Consider the following 16,376-nt stretch of genomic DNA (forward strand, 5'->3'; position numbering starts at 1 on the left):
CCTGGTGCAAGGCAAGCGCCACCGGCTCGGAATAGACCCCGGTCGCTTCCATGCAAACATGCAAGGCAGACAATGGCACTTTGGATTTGCCCAGCCAATCGAGTAACGCTCGGTGGCCTTCGATGGAATTTTCCAGCACCTTGGTCTTGGTCTTCCCATTGACCAGCAGTGCAATATCCAACTTCTTCTTGCTGACATCAATACCTACCGCTGCGTATATCGTATCCATTTTTTGACCTTCCTCGTATGCAGGCTTACGCGTTGACGCGATGGCCCAAGATACCGTTCGGACTTATCAAATGAAACAGGCAGAGGCACCTATCTGACCCACGTGCTCCACGGCACTAAGTCTGATCAGCGTCACTCCGCCCGGCCGCACCTACCTCCTTATTATCCAATGGAGATGCGGTATGCTCAATATACGAAGTCTGACATTCGGACACGTGCTCTGCCGTAGCGATTGCTACAGCAGAGCTCGTGTCCGAATGTCAGACTTGACCCCGGGTTGCTTATGCGGCGGTGAACACGCGCCGCATCTTGTCGGCCACCTTGGCCTCGATCTGCGCCGAGAACGCGCTGAACAGGAAGCCCAGCGCGATATGCAGGCGCGCTTCTTCCGGCAACAAGCTCAGCGATCCGCTGACGCCGCTGCGCTCGAATCGCAGCACATCGCCATCCCACACACATTCCAGATCAAATTGCTCGGCCAGCTTGTCGGCCACTTGCTGGGCGGCCGCGCGGGCCGGTTCCAGCGCCAGGTGGTGCGCCTGGACGATGTTGATATCAGCCATCCGGCATCCTCAAAGATAGAAAAGGCGCCATGATGCCAGTTGCGCGCCCGGCGCGCCAGCCCGGCCGCGCCGGACCCGGCGGCCTCCCCGCACGCACCGCAACGCATTTGCTTATAGGTATTGTATATAAGCGCAATTTGTGAGAAATAGCGAATTACCTTAAAATACAGTGCTTTGCTGAGGTTAGCCGGGCCATCCCACCGCCGCCGACGCCGCTGCACACCAACATTGATAGGACTGTTATGACCCACGTTGTCACCGAATCTTGCATCAGCTGCCGCTATACGGACTGCGTCGATGTTTGCCCGGTAGATTGTTTCCGCCAAGGCCCGAACTTCCTCGCGATCGACCCTGACGAGTGCATCGACTGCGCCGTGTGCGTGGCGGAATGCCCGGTCAACGCGATTTTCGCCGAAGAAGACGTGCCTGGCGACCAGCAGCAATTCATCAAGATCAACGTCGACCTCGCCCGCAACTGGCCTTCGATTACCAAGACTATCGCTCCACTGCCGGAAGCGGACCAGTTCAAGGACGTCAAAGAAAAACTGCACCTGCTGGTACGCTAAGACGCCCGTCTGGCGAGGCAGCCCGCGCCTTCCGCGAACGCTGGCAACAGCCGCCGCGCAGCCCGGTGTTGCCTAACCATTATTGAAATAACAGGAAACCACGTATGAATAGCACTGTCACTTCCCCTGGCGTCATCGAAGCCGATGCCGTCATCATCGGCGCCGGCCCGGTCGGCCTGTTCCAGGTCTTCGAACTCGGCCTGCTGGAAATCAAAGCCCACGTGATCGATTCGCTGGGCGCGGTGGGCGGACAGTGCGTGGAACTGTACCCGGACAAGCCGATCTACGACATCCCGGCCGTGCCCTCGTGCACCGGCCAGGAACTGACCGACAACCTGCTCAAGCAGATCGAGCCATTCGAGCCGACCTTCCACCTGGGCCAGGAAGTGACCAAGGTCGCGCGCCGCGACGACGGCCGCTTCGACGTCGAGACCAGCGCCGGCACCGCCTTCATCACCAAGACCATCTTCATCGCCGCCGGCGTCGGCTCGTTCCAGGCCCGCACGCTGAAGGTGGACGGCATCGAAGTGTTCGAAGGCTCGCAATTGCACTACAAGGTCAAGGATCCTGCCCAGTTCGAAGGCAAGAACCTGGTCATCTGTGGCGGCGGCGACTCGGCCCTGGACTGGGCGTTGAACTTCGTCGGCAAGGCCGAATCGGTGGTTCTGCTGCACCGCCGCGAAGACTTCCGCGCCGCGCCGGCCTCGGTCGCCAAGATGAAAGCCTTGTGCGATGAATACGAAATGCAACTGATCATCGGCCAGGCCACCGGCCATGAAGTCGATGCCGACGGCAAGCTGTCGCAGCTGAAGGTGACCGGCGCCGACGGCGTGACCCGCCGCGTGCCGCTGGACATGCTGCTGGTGTTCTTCGGCCTGTCGCCGAAGCTCGGTCCGATCGCCGAATGGGGCCTGGACATCGAGCGCCGCCAGCTGAAGGTGCAAAGCACCGAGAAATTCGAGACCAATGTGCCGGGCATCTTCGCGGTGGGCGACATCAACACCTATCCGGGCAAGAAAAAACTGATCCTGTCGGGCTTCCACGAAGCCGCGCTGGCCGCCTTCGGCGCCGCGCCCTACATCTTCCCCGACAAGAAGATCCATATGCAATACACCACCACGTCGCCTAAATTGCACAAGGTGCTGGGTGTCGAAACCCCGGTGTTCGACTAAGCATCAGCAAGTGTCCTACACAAAAGCAGCGGAAACGCTGCTTTTTTTCTTGGTTCGGCAGTATTATTATTTGACCACGGCCGCATTGTGGATAATACGTAGGCTTGCCCGACGGTACTTTGGAATGCTTTACGTCACAAACAATTATTCTATAATTTGGCTTATGATGTAAGGTATTGGTGCATCGCACCAAGCTCTTGACCCCAGGAATAAATATGCTCTACCACCTGCACGAAATGCACCGCTCGCTCCTGACCCCGCTGATGCAGTGGGCCGACGCCTCGTCCAAGATGTTCACCAATCCGGTGTCGCCACTGGCGCATACGCCGTTTTCGCAGCGCATCGCCGCGGGCTACGAGCTGATGTACCGGCTGGGCAAGGACTACGAAAAGCCGGCGTTTGAAATCGACAGTACCGAAGTCAAGGGCGAAACCATAGGCATCATCGAGGAAGTGGTGACCAACAAGGCGTTCTGCCGCCTGATCCACTTCAAGAAAGACCTGGACGACAAGAAGACCAAGGCCCTGAAACAGCCGACCGTGCTGCTGGTGGCGCCGCTGTCCGGCCACCATTCGACGCTGCTGCGCGACACCGTGCGCGGCCTGCTGCATGACCACGACGTCTTCATCACCGACTGGACCGACGCCCGCATGGTGCCGCTGTCGGAAGGTGCGTTCCACCTGGACGACTACATTTTCTACGTGCAGGACTTCATCCGCCAGCTGGGCCCGGACGTGCACGTGATTTCCGTCTGCCAGCCGACCGTGCCGGTGCTGGCGGCGATTGCGCTGATGGCCACCGCCAAGGATCCGAAGCTGCCGAAGACCATGACCATGATGGGCGGCCCGATCGACCCGCGCCGCTCGCCGACGCAGGTCAACAACCTGGCCACCGAAAAGAAATTCTCGTGGTTTGAAAACACCGTGATCTACGCGGTGCCGCCGAACTACCCGGGCTTCGGCCGCAAGGTGTACCCAGGCTTCCTGCAACACGCCGGCTTCATCGCCATGAATCCTGGCCGCCATGCGCAGAGCCACCGCGAGTTCTACATGCACCTGGTCGAGGGCGACGACGAGCCGGCCGACAGCCACCGCAAGTTCTACGACGAGTACAACGCCGTGCTGGACATGCCGGCCGAGTACTACCTGGACACCATCAAGACCGTGTTCCAGGACTTCGCGCTGCCCAAGGGCACGTGGATGGTCGGCGGCAACCTGGTGCGTCCGCAGGACATCACCACGGTGGCGCTGTTCACCGTCGAAGGCGAGCTGGACGACATCTCCGGCGCCGGCCAGACCCAGGCCGCGCACGACCTGTGCTCGGGCATCCCGGCCGACATGCAGCAAGACTTCGTGGCGCCGGGCGCCGGCCACTACGGCATCTTCTCCGGCCGCCGCTGGCGCGAAATGGTGTGCCCGAAGATCACCGACTTCATCAAGAAGCACGGCTAAACGCCACGGCTCCACAAGATCCCTGCCTCGGCGGGGATTTTTTTTGCCTCGGCAAAATATATCATGTCGTGATATATTACGCGCTTTCACACCTTGCACCAACGCCATGCCCTCACGCTCCCCTCCGCCGCTGGCCAAGTCCGACTTTGCCGCGCTGTCCGAATTCCGCTACCAGATGCGGCGCTTCGAGCGCTTTTCCGAAGACGTGGTGCAGGCCAGGGGCATCACGCCGCTGCAATACCTGCTGCTGCTGCACATCAAGGGCTATCCCGGCCGCGACTGGGCCACCGTCGGCGAGCTGGCCGAGCGCCTGCAAGCCAAGCCGCACGGCGTGGTGGCGCTGGTGTCGCGCTGCGAGGCCGCCGGCCTGGTCGAGCGCCGCCACAGCAGCAGCGACCGCCGCCGGGTCGAGGTCCACTTGCTGCCGGACGGGGAAGCGATGCTCAGCCAGCTGGCCGAGCAGCACCGCACCGAACTGCTGTCGCTGGACGGCGTCTTCACCATCCCTAAACTGAGCCTGGACGACGACCATGAATAACTACGATGCCCGCCGCGATTTCGACGGCAGTTCCCGCTTGGTGCTGATCGCCGCCATCGCCGCCGTGGTGGGCGCGCTCAGCACCTTGACCGCCGACCTGCTGCTGCATGCGATCAATTTCTTCACCAACCTGTTCTTCTTCCAAAGGTTTTCCACCGCGTTCACCTCGCCGGCCACGCACACGCTGGGCGCCTGGGTCATCGCGGTGCCGGTGATCGGCGGCCTGGTCGTCGGCCTGATCGCGCGCTACGGAACCGAGGCGATACGCGGCCACGGCATCCCGGAAGCGATCGAAGCCATCCTGTTCAAGAGCAGCACCATGTCGCCCAAGGTGGCGGTGCTCAAGCCACTGGCCTCGGGCATCGCCATCGGCAGCGGCGGCCCGTTCGGCGCCGAGGGGCCGATCATCATGACCGGCGGCGCGGTCGGCTCGCTGATCGCCCAGCATTTCCACCTCAGCGGCGCCGAGCGCAAGACGCTGCTGGTGGCCGGCGCCGTGGCCGGCATGACGGCCATCTTCGGCACGCCGATCGCCGCGCTGTTGCTGGCGGTGGAACTGCTGTTGTTCGAACTGCGTCCGCGCAGCCTGGCGCCGGTGGCCGTGGCGTGCGCGGTGGCGGGCTTCTTGCGGCCGCTGCTGCTCGACAGCGGACCGCTGTTCCCGTTGCATACCGAGGCGCTGCCGCCGGCGGCGCTGCTGTCCTGCCTGATCGGCGGCGTGCTGTGCGGCGCGCTGGCCTGGCTGCTGTCGACCGCGCTGTACCGCGTCGAGGACGGCTTCCACAAGCTGCCGCTGCACTGGATGTGGTGGCCGGCGCTGGGCGGGCTGGCGGTCGGCATCGGCGGCTTCTTCCAGCCGCGCGCGCTGGGCGTGGGCTACGACGTCATCGCCGACCTGCTCAACAACCACCTGGCCGCCAGCGCCATCGCCGGCCTGTTGATCGTCAAGGCCGTGATCTGGCTGCTGGCGCTGGGCTCGGGCACTTCCGGCGGCGTGCTGGCGCCGCTGCTGATGCTGGGCGCCGGCCTGGGCGCGCTGCTCGGGCCCTATTTACCGGGCGGCGCGCCGGCCGTGTGGCCGCTGGTGTTCATGGCCGCCACCCTGGGCGGCATGATGCGCGCGCCGGTGATGGCGGTGGCGTTCGCGTTCGAGCTGACGCACGACGTCAACGCCCTGCTGCCGGTGCTGGCCACGTCGACCGTGGCCTACGCGTTCACGGTGATCACCATGCACCGCTCCATCCTGACCGAGAAGATCGCCCGCCGCGGCCATCACATCTACCGCGAATACGGCATCGATCCGATGGAGCGCCACAGCGTGGCCGAGGTCATGACGGTGGCGCCCACCAGCATCGACGCGCGGCTGCCGCTGGCCGAGGTGTTGCTGACGCACTTCGGCGCGCAGCAGCGCCACCGCGCCTTCCCGGTCACGCGCGACGGCGCCCTGCTCGGCATGCTGGACCGCGCCGGCCTGGCCAGCGAGCGCGCCGCCGGCGCCGTCTGCGTGGGCGATCTGTTCGGCGTCAACGTGCCGATCTTCGCGCTGGCCGACGAGACCTGCCGCGCGCTGGCGACGCGGCTGGCGGTGCACCAGCTGGAACGCTTGCCGGTGGTCAGCGACGCGCACACGCGCCGGCTGATCGGCCTCGTCAGCCGCAGCGATTTGATCAAGCCGGCGCTGAGCCTGCACGCGGAAGAACTGGAGCGGCAGACCGTGCGCCGCGTATGGCCGGCTAAACCGCGTCCCGACTAAGGTTTTTGGCGCCGCGCGGTGCAGATATCGGATAATGACGTTTTATCGCAATGAGTTCGCCGTGCAGCCCACCGCCCCCACCACCTTAGCCGACCGCATCGAAGACGTCCTGCCGCAAACGCAATGCACCAAGTGCGGCTACGACGGCTGCCGTCCGTATGCCGAGGCGATCGCCGCCGGCGCGGCGGCGATCAACCAGTGTCCACCCGGCGGCGCCGAAGGCATCGCCCGCTTGTCGGCGGTCACCGGCCACAAGGTCATTCCGCTCAATCCCGTCAACGGCCTGGAACGGCCGCGCGCGGTGGCTTATATCGACGAGTCGCTGTGCATAGGCTGCACGCTGTGCATCCAGGCTTGTCCGGTGGACGCCATCGTCGGCGCGGCCAAGCTGATGCACACCGTGGTGCCCGATCTGTGCACCGGTTGCGACCTGTGCGTCAACCCCTGCCCGGTCGACTGCATCGTCATGTACCCGGTCACCGAGACCACCGGCTGGGACGCCTGGCGCCAGGCCGACGCCGACGCCGCGCGCGCACGGCACGACTTCCGCGCCGTGCGCCTGCAGCGCGACAAGGACGAGAACGACGCCCGCCTGGCCGCCAAGGCCGAAGCCAAGATGGCGGCGGTGCATGCGCTCGATCCGGCCGACGCCGCTGGTGTAGCCGAGAAGGAACGCAAGCGCGCCATCATCGCCGCCGCGATGGAGCGCGCGCGCCTGAAAAAAGTAGAACAGTCAAAACAATAATGAATCCAGCCAAACGCTACGAAATGTTCGTGCGCTTCCGCGCCGCCAATCCCAAGCCTGAAACCGAACTTGCCTATACGACGCCGTTCGAGCTGCTGATCGCCGTGCTGCTGTCGGCGCAGGCGACCGACGTCGGCGTCAACAAGGCCACGCGCAAGCTGTACCCGGTGGCGAACACGCCGCAGGCCATCCTGGACCTGGGCGAAGAGGAATTGAAGACCTACATCCAGACCATCGGCCTGTACAAGACCAAGGCCAGGAACGTCATCTCGACCTGCCGGATGCTGGTGGAGCTGCACGGCGGCGAAGTGCCGCGCGACCGCGCATCGCTGGAAGCCCTGCCGGGCGTTGGCCGCAAGACCGCCAACGTGGTGATGAACACGGCCTTCGGCGAACCGACGATGGCGGTGGACACGCACATCTTCCGCGTCTCCAACCGCACCGGCCTGGCGCCAGGCAAGAACGTCGACATCGTCGAACAGAAGCTGTTGAAGTTTGTGCCGAAGGAGTTTTTACAGGACGCCCACCACTGGCTGATCCTGCACGGCCGCTACACCTGCAAGGCGCGCAAGCCCGAATGCTGGAACTGCATGCAGCAGGACCTGTGCGACTACCGCAGCAAGACCCCGGCGCCGGACGGCGTTTAGAACTGGAAGTAAATGAAGGGGTTGAAACCGCCCTCCACCACCGACAGGCAGGCCAGCACGTACAGCACCGCGCTATAGGCGCCGACCAGCTTGGGACGACGGAAGCTCATATGGCGGAAGCGGTAGAACAGCTTGTCGCCTGCCAGGCAGATCACGGTCGACAGCAGCAGCAGGAAAATCACCTTGGGATCGGCCAGTGCCACGTTGGCGTGCGCCCACAGCGGCACCGACGGCTCGCGGCCGACCATCACGCGCAGCAGCTTGCCGCTCTGCTCCATGCTGTCGGCGCGGAACGGCACCCACAGCACCGTCGCGCACAGGAACACCGGCAGGCTGCCGAGGCGCCATTTGGCCGTGTTCAGCACGCCAGCTCGCTCCAGTGCGATCAGCACGCCATGGCCTATGCCCCACACTAGGAAGGTATAGGCGGCGCCGTGCCACAGCGCGCACAGGCCGAACACCACGAACAGGTTGCGGTAGGTCTTGAAGGTCGTCGTGCGGTTGCCGCCGAGCGGGATGTAGACATAGTCGCGGAAGAAGCGTGACAAGGTCATGTGCCAACGCTGCCAGAATTCGGTGACGCTGGTGGCCGCATACGGACGGTTGAAGTTGCGCGGGAAGCGGAAACCCATCATGCGCGCCATGCCGATCGCCATGTCGGTGTAGCCGGAAAAATCGAAGTAGATCTGGAACGAATAGCACACGGCGCCCAGCCATGCGGCATAAGTGCTCAAGGCGTAATCGGGCCGGTGCATCAGGTCGACCACGGCGCCCAACGGATCGGCGATCAGCAGCTTTTTCGACAGGCCGATGATGAACAGGTTCAGCCCCCAGAACACGTCGCTGCCGACCAGGGCGCGGCGCTTGGTTGCGAGCTGTTCCTTGACTTCGGCGAAGCGCACCACCGGTCCGGCGATCAGGTGTGGGAACAGGAAGATGTAGATCGCGAACTTGTGTAGGCTGCGTTCAGGCTGGATGCGGCGCGCGTAGACATCGGCCTGGTAAGACAGGAAGTGGAATACGTAGAACGAAATCCCCAACGGCAGCACCAGCCCCAGCCTGGCCACGCTGTCGAGCAGGCGCAAGCCGCTGACATCGGCCAGCAGCTGCGCCAGGAAGCCCAGGTATTTATAGGCGATCAGCGGCGCCAGGTTGAGCACCAGCGCCAGCGCCATGGCCAGCCTCGCCTTCGGCCGGCGCGACTCGTCGCGCCGCAGCGCGCCGATCAGCCCGGCCAGCAGCCAGTTCACCAGCACCAGCACCAGCGCGACGACGGTCAGCGCGCCCGCGCCCAGCAAGTAGAACGCCAGGCTGGCCAGCAGAATGAAACCGTTGCGCCACATCTTGGGCAGCAGGCAGTACAGGACGAAGAAACACGGGAAGAACAGGAATAAAAATCCCGGCGAAGAAAAGACCATGGTGAATCCAGTACTATGTATTTATTGGGTGAGCGAGAACCATGAGCCTGGCGCGCTGTCGAGCACTTGGACGATCAGGTATTTGCAGCGGCCGCGTATCAGGGCCGGCGTGTCCTTCAGCCCCATGGCGCGGTCGAGCCGGATGAACTGCTGGTAGTGGTCGGCCAGGCCCGCGCGCGCCATGCCGTCGCTGAAGCTGTTACCGTATAGGCAGGTCGGCGGCAGCAGGCCGCGATCGCTCACGGTGTCGCTGATGGATTCGAAACCGGTCTGGCGGGCGTCCATCATCGTCACTTGGTGCACGTCCTGCCAGGTCTTGTCCAGCTGCGGCTCGAGCGGCAGCTTGGTGGTGAGGCGCGCGGCAAAGCGGGCCTCCGAGCCATTGAAGGGCTCTTCATGGTAGGACAGCTGGTGGCGCCATGCCGGCGGCAGCCCCTCCAGGCTGGCGATGCGGTTGGTGGCTTCAGCCGCCACCGTCAGCGCCGTCAAATCGGTCCAGTGGAAATCCTGGCGAAAGAAGATGGGGAACTTGCCCTGCGACTGGGCCAGGATGCCATAGACGTCGATGAAGTGTAAGGCCGGCGTCTGCTGGAAGCGCTGGTACAGCTCCATGAAATGCGACGGCTGCTGGATGCGCGGCATGAAGAAGGGAATCCGGTCCTGCGTGAAATACTGCTTGCTCACCGGCGTCATCAGTACCATCGTGGTGCCCTGCGCTTGCAGCTGCGCCGCCAATTTCACCATGCCCTGGTAGACCGCCTCGGCGTTGGCGGGCTGCGCCAGAAAGGACTCCGTGGTCGGCAGCTCAAGGTCCGACATATTGTGTCCATACAGCTCGTCTTTTTTACCGAAGTACACGCGACGTGACGAATTGAACAGGCGGAAGTCGAGCTCGTTCTTGGTGCGTATCATCAGGTTGCGCAGACCCAGGTGGTCGGAATAGCCTTTTTCGAAATTGCGGTAGTTCCTGTCGAAGTCGAACCAACGGCCTTCCCAGTGGGTCGGCAACGGCGCCAGCGGCCGCATCTCCAGCAAGTCCGGGAAGTTGAAGTCGAACCAACGGCCCGCCAGCGGCCGCATCTCCAGCGAGTCCGGGGCGCTGCGCGCACCGCTCCAGACGGTGGCGATGGCGGGCACCAGGCTGATGGTGAAGATCAGCAGCAGGAAGACGTTACGGAAGAGGCTCTGCGGACGCGCCCTCGCAGGTCTCAGGGCAACTGCCGATGCCACTACGGCCTGCGGACGGGATAATGAACTCATAAGGCGAAAACTTTTTTAACAAGGTTTCACATTATATATCGTCCTGGCATCATAACAAATGCACGATCGAGCACCGCCTCGGTCGCCACGATCTCAGACCAATACCAGGTTATCCCGGTGAATCAGTTCCTGGCCTTCGACGAAGCCCAGGATGGCTTCGATCTCGCTCGATGGCTTGCGCATGATGCGGCGCGTTTCGGCGCTGGTGTAGTTCGACAGCCCGCGCGCCACCGGCGCGCCGTCCGCGCCGACGCAGGTGATCACCGCGCCGCGGCCGAACTCGCCCTTCACTTCCACCACGCCGATCGGCAGCAGCGACTTGCCTTCCTTGCTCAGCTTTTGCACCGCGCCCGCATCCAGCACCACCTGCCCCGCCGTGTGCAGGTGATCGGCCATCCACTGCTTGCGCGCCGTCAGGTGGCCGGTCTGCGCCACCAGTTCGGTGCCGATGGCTTCACCGCCGGCCAGGCGCCCCAGCACATTGTCCTCGCGGCCGTAGGCGATCACCGTGTGCGCGCCCGACTTGGCGGCGCGCTTGGCCGCCAGGATCTTGGTCAGCATGCCGCCGCGACCCAGGCTGCTGCCCGCGCCGCCCGCCATCGCTTCCAATGCCAGGTCGCCGGCGCGGCCTTGCTGGATCAGCACCGCCGCCGGGTCCTTGCGCGGATCGGCGCTGAACAGGCCTTGCTGGTCGGTCAGGATGATCAGCGCGTCGGCTTCGATCAGGTTGGCCACCAGCGCGCCCAAGGTGTCGTTGTCGCCGAACTTGATCTCGTCGGTGACGACGGTGTCATTCTCGTTGATGATCGGCACCACGCCCAGGCGCAGCAAAGTAGTCAGGGTCGAGCGGGCGTTCAGGTAGCGTTCACGGTCGGCCAGGTCGGCGTGCGTCAGCAGCACTTGCGCCGTGCCCAGCTGGTGCGCGCGGAAGCTGGTTTCATAGATCTGCGCCAGGCCCATCTGGCCGACGGCGGCGCAGGCCTGCAATTCGTGGATGTCGGTGGGGCGCTGCTCGAAGCCCAGGCGCAGCATGCCTTCGGCGATGGCGCCGGACGAGACCAGCACCACTTCCTTGCCCAAGGCCCGCAGGCCGGCGATCTGCGCGGCCCAGCGCGCGATGGCGGCGTGGTCCAGCCCACGGCCGTCGTTGGTGACCAGCGACGAGCCGACCTTGATGATGATGCGGGTAGCTTTTTGGATGACAGAATTCATGACGCGACAACTCTCAAAACAAACGGACGATCAATCTCCGGCCAGGGGCCTGGAACGTTCAGTGCTGTGATTGTGGTGGGCGGGTTGCCCTGCTTTGCCGCTAACAGTCGCCGGCCCTGCGGTGGCAGGACGGGCGCCGAGATGGAAAGGCATAATCAGCTGATAACAGATTATGCCGGTAATACCGAGGAAACGTCGAGGATTAGTCGAGGATCTTGAAGCGAGGATCGTCCGGATCGATGGAGGAGATGCCGCGCGCCTCTTCCGTCATCTGGGTTTCTTCCGCGCGCTGCTCGCTGTGGCGCTTCGCTTCCAGGTGTTTCTGGATGGCGTTGACCAGCTCCTGCGTGCCGTCGTGGCTCAGCGCGGAGATCTCGAACACCGGGCCCTTGAAGCCGAACTTCTTGACGAAGTCCTTGACGCGCTTGACGCGCTCTTCTTCCGGCACCATGTCGAGCTTGTTCAACACCAGCCAGCGCGGCTTGTCGACCAGCGCTTCGTCGTACTTTTTCAGTTCGTTGACCAGGGCCTTGGCTTCCTTGACCGGATCGATGTCGGTTTCAAACGGCGCCAGGTCGACGATGTGCAGCAGCAGACCGGTGCGCTGCAGGTGACGCAGGAACTGGTGGCCCAGGCCGGCGCCTTCGGAAGCGCCTTCGATCAAGCCGGGAATGTCGGCGATCACAAAGCTCTTCTCGTGCGACACGCGGACCACGCCCAGGTTCGGGTGCAGGGTGGTGAACGGGTAATCGGCAATTTTTGGACGCGCGTTCGATACGGCCGAAATGAAGGTCGACTTGCCGGCGTTCGGCATGCCCAGCAGGCCGACGTCGGCCAGTACCTTCAGTTCCAGACGGATGTCGCGGCGTTCGCCTTCCTTGCCTTCGGTCTTTTGACGCGGGGCGCGGTTGGTCGAGGTCTTGAAGTGGATGTTGCCCCAGCCGCCCTCGCCGCCCTTGGCCAGCAGTTCGATCTGGCCATGTTCGGTCAGATCGGCCAGGATTTCGCCCGACAGATCGTCGATGATCAGGGTGCCGACCGGCATACGCAGGTGGATGTCGTCCGCGCCCTTGCCGTAGCAATCGGCGCCACGGCCGGATTCGCCGTCTTTACCGCGGTGGACTTTCGAGAAGCGGAAATCGACCAAGGTATTGATGTTACGGTCCGCTACGGCCCAGATCGAGCCACCCTTGCCGCCGTCGCCGCCGTCAGGGCCGCCGAACGGGCGGAATTTTTCACGGCAAAACGAGGCGCAACCATTGCCGCCGTCACCACCGATTACTTCAATTTTTGCTTCGTCGATAAACTTCATGATGCACCACCATAAAACTAAAAAGGCTCTACCGTGGGCAGAGCCTTTCGATTGAAGGCTTGCGCCTTACAAAACAGCCCGTGCGACTAGCGCACCGGGCTGGTAGCGTTATTTACGCTGGGACTACGGTAACGAATTGCTTCGAACCTTCGCCCTTGACTACGAACTTGACCTTGCCGTTCACCAGAGCGAACAGGGTGTGGTCTTTGCCCATGCCAACACCTTCGCCGGCGCGCACTGGCGTGCCGCGTTGACGAATGATGATGCCACCAGCATTGATCGATTGACCGCCATAAACCTTAACGCCGAGGCGCTTTGATTCTGAGTCACGACCATTTCGCGTTGTGCCGCCGCCTTTTTTGTGTGCCATTTAAGACTCCTTGGATACTAATTCTCGGGCAAACGGCGATTAGCCGTTGATCGATACGATTTGGATTTCGGTGTAATTTTGGCGATGGCCTTGATGCTTCTGGTAGTGCTTACGACGACGCATCTTGAAAATCTTCACTTTATCGTGACGACCGTGTGCCACAACAGTAACCAGTACCTTTGCACCCTCAACCAGAGGAGCACCAAATTTGATGCTTTCGCCTTCGCCAACGGCGAGGACCTGATCGATGGTGAGTTCGGAACCAATGTCTGCCGGTATCTGTTCTACTTTAAGTTTTTCGCCAGCGACAACTTTGTATTGTTTGCCACCGGTTTTTATGACCGCGTACATGATTTGAAACCTCATCAAATGTTTAAGAAAATTTCGTCCGGAGTCCGCGCAAGACCCTTGCGAGGCAGGCATGAAAACCGGGGAACCGCTGATTATACATGGGATGGGATTTCGCGTCAAAAACTATTCACAAATGCTAGCTGGCGTGGTATGTCGACAATTTTGCCGCCGCCGCGCAGTGGCCGATACCTTACATATTTAACAAACATGTTGTCAGGATCAGGGGCCGAGGCCCCTCTCCGCGAGGGCATGACGTATAATCGCGGCACCCATAGTCTACCGCACAGGTTCGCCTTGTCTGCCGCTACCCAAAACGCCACTCAAAACAATATCGCCCACACGATCGCCGCCGACATGGACGCGGTCAACACGGTGATCCGCCAGAAACTGCATTCCGAGGTCAGTCTCGTCAATCAGATTGCTGAATACATCATCAGTGCCGGCGGCAAACGCATCCGGCCGGTGCTGGTCCTGCTGGTGGCCAACGCTTACGCATATCAAGGCCAGGCGCACCACGAGCTGGCCGCGGTGGTGGAATTCATCCACACCGCCACCCTGCTGCACGACGACGTGGTCGACGAATCGTCGCTGCGCCGCGGCCGCGCCACCGCCAACGCCCTGTTCGGCAACGCCGCCTCGGTGCTGGTGGGCGACTTCCTGTACTCGCGCGCCTTCCAGATGATGGTCGGCCTGAACAATATGCGCGTGATGCAGATCCTGTCCGACGCCACCAACGTCATCGCCGAAGGCGAAGTGCTGCAACTGCTGAACATGCACGACCCGGACGTCAGCCAGGAACGCTATCTGCAAGTGATACGCTCCAAGACCGCCAAGCTGTTCGAAGCGGCGGCCGAGCTGGGCGCGCTGATCTCCGGCTGCAACGACGCGCAGATCGACGCGGCCGGCGAATACGGCCGCTCGCTGGGCACGGCCTTCCAGCTGATCGACGACGTGCTGGACTACGCCGGCGACGCCAACGAAATCGGCAAGAACGTCGGCGACGACCTGCGCGAAGGCAAGCCGACGCTGCCGCTGATCTACCTGATGGAAAACGGCACGCCGGAACAGCGCGAGCTGGTGCGCAGCTGCATCGAGCAGGGCGACGAGCAGCACTTCGACACCATCCTGGCGGCGATCACCACCAGCGGCGCACTGGACTACACGCGCCAGCAAGCCGTGACGGCGGCCGAACGCGCCGCCGCCGCGATCGCCGACCTGCCCGACAGCGTCTACAAGGAATCGCTGCTGCAGCTGGCCCACTTCTCGGTCCACCGCACGCACTAAACGACCACGGCGCCTCGGGCGCCGTTTTTGTTTGTGGCCGCGCCTACTTGCCGGCCGTGGTGTGCTGCACGCCGCCGGCACGCCTGAGGATTTGCTGGACGTCCTCGCGCTTCTCGAAAATCGCCTCGTCGAGCGGCGAGTGGTCAGTGATCTGGTTCACCGGAAAACCGCGCTGCAGCGCCAGCTCGATCACGGCGACCGGACTGCGGCGCACCAGTACGTGCAGCATCGGCGATCCGGTCCTGTAGGTGCACGTCGCATCGAGCCGTCCCAGCAGCGCCAACATGGCGGCGGTGATCTCGTCGTCGTCGCCATCCCTGTAATCGCGTCCGCGCCCCTTGGCGTTCGGCGAAGGCAAGTCCAGCAGTTGATTGAGCTGGTAGCACATGGCTTCCGGCGTGCCGCCGTCGCGCAATACGGCGGCCGCGTCCCGCAGCACCGGCGCCCGCGAGGTCAGGCCGGTGCGGGCGTCGCCCGGCGCCGCCCCGGTCACAGGGCCGGTGGCCGGCAGGTTCTGGACATCGCGCTCCAGCGCGCCCGCCCAGCGGTCGACCATCTTGTTGGCGTAGCAGTGGCCACCGCACATCATCTCTTTGACCGGCGCCAGCAGATCGACCGGTATTTCACAGTAGTCCGCGCCCGACAGCCAATACTGCCGGGGCTTGCCATCGACCAGCAGACTGACCACGGACCTGGCAACCTTGGACGTGCAATGGATGGCGTCCATCGAGGCCAGGTTGTTCGTCGTCGTCGGGCCGTCGTGCTCGGCGTAGCGGCGGATCAGGCGGCGCGCGTCGTCGGCGTTGACTGGTCGCACATCGAACGACGCATAACCGCGCTCCAGCATCAGATAGGCGCGCTCGCCCTGCACGAACAGGCCGTGCCGGCGAAAGTCGCCCTGCACGAAGACGGCCGCGTCCAGGCTATCGAGCGGCACCTGCTGTAACAGATAGCGCATCTGCCAGCCGCGCTTGTCGATCTCCTGATACAGATTGAAGACATCGTTCCATCCGCTGCGGATCGGCGGCGCCTCCGCCCGCTGGGCCTTGAACGTCAGGTCCCAGCCTTCCGGGATCGGCACCGCATGCGCGAACTGCGCCGCGCCGATCGTGGCGGCCAGCATCAACCGGAATAGCCAGCGCAGCGGCCGCATGGTTACAGCAGTTCCAGCACCAGCTCGGATGGACGGCACAGGCGCACGCCTTTGTCGGTCACCACGAAGGGGCGGTTGATCAGGATCGGATGGGCCATCATCGCGTCCAGCAATGCGTCATCGGACAGCGCGGTGTCGGCCAGACCCAGTTCGTCGTACAGCTCGCCCTTGTCGCGCATGGCGGCGCGCGCGGTCAGGCCGGCCCTGGCGATCATCGCCTTCAGCGCCTCGCGCGACGGCGGGCTCTTCACGTAGTCGACGATCTCCGGCTCGACGCCGGTGGCACGTATCGCTTCCAGCGTCTTGCGCGAAGTGCCGCAGGCGTTGTTGTGATAAATCGTGATGCTCATGAT

General features: G+C 63.1%; 17 protein-coding genes and 1 pseudogene. 8 read left to right on the forward strand and 10 right to left on the reverse strand.

The genetic code is table 11. The features are described 5' to 3' along the window. Both AC07OK_RS17320 and AC07OK_RS17325 read right to left on the reverse strand, forming a co-directional pair. Positions 1–229 (reverse strand): IS110 family transposase (locus AC07OK_RS17320; RefSeq protein ID WP_494691472.1); only part of this gene is annotated, 229 nt, incomplete at its 3' end. A gap of 280 nt (positions 230–509) precedes the next feature. Then, positions 510–791 carry a polyhydroxyalkanoic acid system family protein gene (locus AC07OK_RS17325; protein ID WP_494691473.1) on the reverse strand — a complete coding sequence of 94 codons (282 nt, stop codon included), beginning with the start codon at positions 789–791 and terminating at the stop codon, positions 510–512. Between the two features lie 242 nt (positions 792–1,033). Between AC07OK_RS17325 and fdxA the strand changes: the two genes are divergently transcribed. The 7 genes from fdxA (at position 1,034) to nth (ending at position 7,663) form a co-directional block, all read left to right on the forward strand. Next, on the forward strand, positions 1,034–1,357 hold the full coding sequence (gene fdxA, locus AC07OK_RS17330) for a ferredoxin FdxA (RefSeq protein WP_494691474.1): 324 nt from the start codon (positions 1,034–1,036) through the stop codon (positions 1,355–1,357). Positions 1,358–1,461: 104 nt separating this feature from the next. Continuing rightward, on the forward strand, positions 1,462–2,529 hold the full coding sequence (locus tag AC07OK_RS17335) for an NAD(P)/FAD-dependent oxidoreductase (protein ID WP_494691475.1): 1,068 nt from the start codon (positions 1,462–1,464) through the stop codon (positions 2,527–2,529). Positions 2,530–2,744: 215 nt separating this feature from the next. Further along, positions 2,745–3,980 (forward strand): polyhydroxyalkanoate depolymerase, encoded by a 1,236-nt coding sequence (locus AC07OK_RS17340; RefSeq protein ID WP_494691476.1) that lies wholly within the window; start codon positions 2,745–2,747, stop codon positions 3,978–3,980. Positions 3,981–4,086: 106 nt separating this feature from the next. Next, complete coding sequence (locus AC07OK_RS17345; protein WP_494691477.1) at positions 4,087–4,518, forward strand: MarR family winged helix-turn-helix transcriptional regulator; 432 nt, start codon at positions 4,087–4,089, stop codon at positions 4,516–4,518. Beyond that, positions 4,511–6,271: a chloride channel protein gene (locus tag AC07OK_RS17350; RefSeq protein ID WP_494691478.1), complete on the forward strand. Its 1,761-nt coding sequence runs from the start codon at positions 4,511–4,513 to the stop codon at positions 6,269–6,271. Before AC07OK_RS17345 ends, AC07OK_RS17350 begins: the two co-directional genes overlap by 8 nt. A 34-nt stretch (positions 6,272–6,305) precedes the next feature. Beyond that, positions 6,306–7,016 (forward strand): electron transport complex subunit RsxB, encoded by a 711-nt coding sequence (gene rsxB / locus AC07OK_RS17355; protein WP_494691479.1) that lies wholly within the window; start codon positions 6,306–6,308, stop codon positions 7,014–7,016. Beyond that, entirely contained in the window at positions 7,016–7,663 is a 648-nt protein-coding gene (gene nth, locus AC07OK_RS17360; protein ID WP_494691480.1) for an endonuclease III, read from the forward strand. Before rsxB ends, nth begins: the two co-directional genes overlap by 1 nt. Here the strand turns inward: nth and AC07OK_RS17365 are convergent. The 6 genes from AC07OK_RS17365 to rplU all read right to left on the reverse strand — a co-directional run bounded on the left by AC07OK_RS17365 (position 7,660) and on the right by rplU (position 13,586). Continuing rightward, positions 7,660–9,081: an MBOAT family O-acyltransferase gene (locus tag AC07OK_RS17365; protein WP_494691481.1), complete on the reverse strand. Its 1,422-nt coding sequence runs from the start codon at positions 9,079–9,081 to the stop codon at positions 7,660–7,662. The genes nth and AC07OK_RS17365 overlap by 4 nt on opposite strands. A 21-nt stretch (positions 9,082–9,102) precedes the next feature. After that, positions 9,103–10,311: an alginate O-acetyltransferase AlgX-related protein gene (locus AC07OK_RS17370; RefSeq protein WP_494691482.1), complete on the reverse strand. Its 1,209-nt coding sequence runs from the start codon at positions 10,309–10,311 to the stop codon at positions 9,103–9,105. Between the two features lie 123 nt (positions 10,312–10,434). Then, a complete protein-coding gene (gene proB, locus AC07OK_RS17375; RefSeq protein WP_494691483.1) occupies positions 10,435–11,553 on the reverse strand; it encodes a glutamate 5-kinase in 1,119 nt (372 codons plus the stop codon). 202 nt (positions 11,554–11,755) lie between these two features. Beyond that, positions 11,756–12,865, reverse strand: a complete 1,110-nt coding sequence (obgE, locus tag AC07OK_RS17380; protein WP_217942923.1) for a GTPase ObgE — start codon at positions 12,863–12,865, stop codon at positions 11,756–11,758. A 112-nt stretch (positions 12,866–12,977) separates the two neighbouring features. Then, positions 12,978–13,235: a 50S ribosomal protein L27 gene (gene rpmA, locus AC07OK_RS17385; protein ID WP_116993343.1), complete on the reverse strand. Its 258-nt coding sequence runs from the start codon at positions 13,233–13,235 to the stop codon at positions 12,978–12,980. Between the two features lie 39 nt (positions 13,236–13,274). Further along, on the reverse strand, positions 13,275–13,586 hold the full coding sequence (gene rplU, locus AC07OK_RS17390) for a 50S ribosomal protein L21 (protein ID WP_008445658.1): 312 nt from the start codon (positions 13,584–13,586) through the stop codon (positions 13,275–13,277). Between the two features lie 294 nt (positions 13,587–13,880). Between rplU and ispB the strand changes: the two genes are divergently transcribed. Further along, positions 13,881–14,870 carry an octaprenyl diphosphate synthase gene (gene ispB / locus AC07OK_RS17395; RefSeq protein ID WP_494691484.1) on the forward strand — a complete coding sequence of 330 codons (990 nt, stop codon included), beginning with the start codon at positions 13,881–13,883 and terminating at the stop codon, positions 14,868–14,870. 43 nt (positions 14,871–14,913) lie between these two features. Here the strand turns inward: ispB and AC07OK_RS17400 are convergent, their stop codons facing one another. Further along, positions 14,914–16,023: a hypothetical protein gene (locus AC07OK_RS17400; RefSeq protein ID WP_494691485.1), complete on the reverse strand. Its 1,110-nt coding sequence runs from the start codon at positions 16,021–16,023 to the stop codon at positions 14,914–14,916. Between the two features lie 5 nt (positions 16,024–16,028). Next, positions 16,029–16,373 (reverse strand): annotated as a pseudogene (gene arsC, locus AC07OK_RS17405) (arsenate reductase (glutaredoxin)); the annotation flags it as partial. Positions 16,374–16,376 lie beyond the last annotated feature (3 nt).

The organism is Duganella sp. GW821-FHT07G03 (assembly GCF_059418605.1).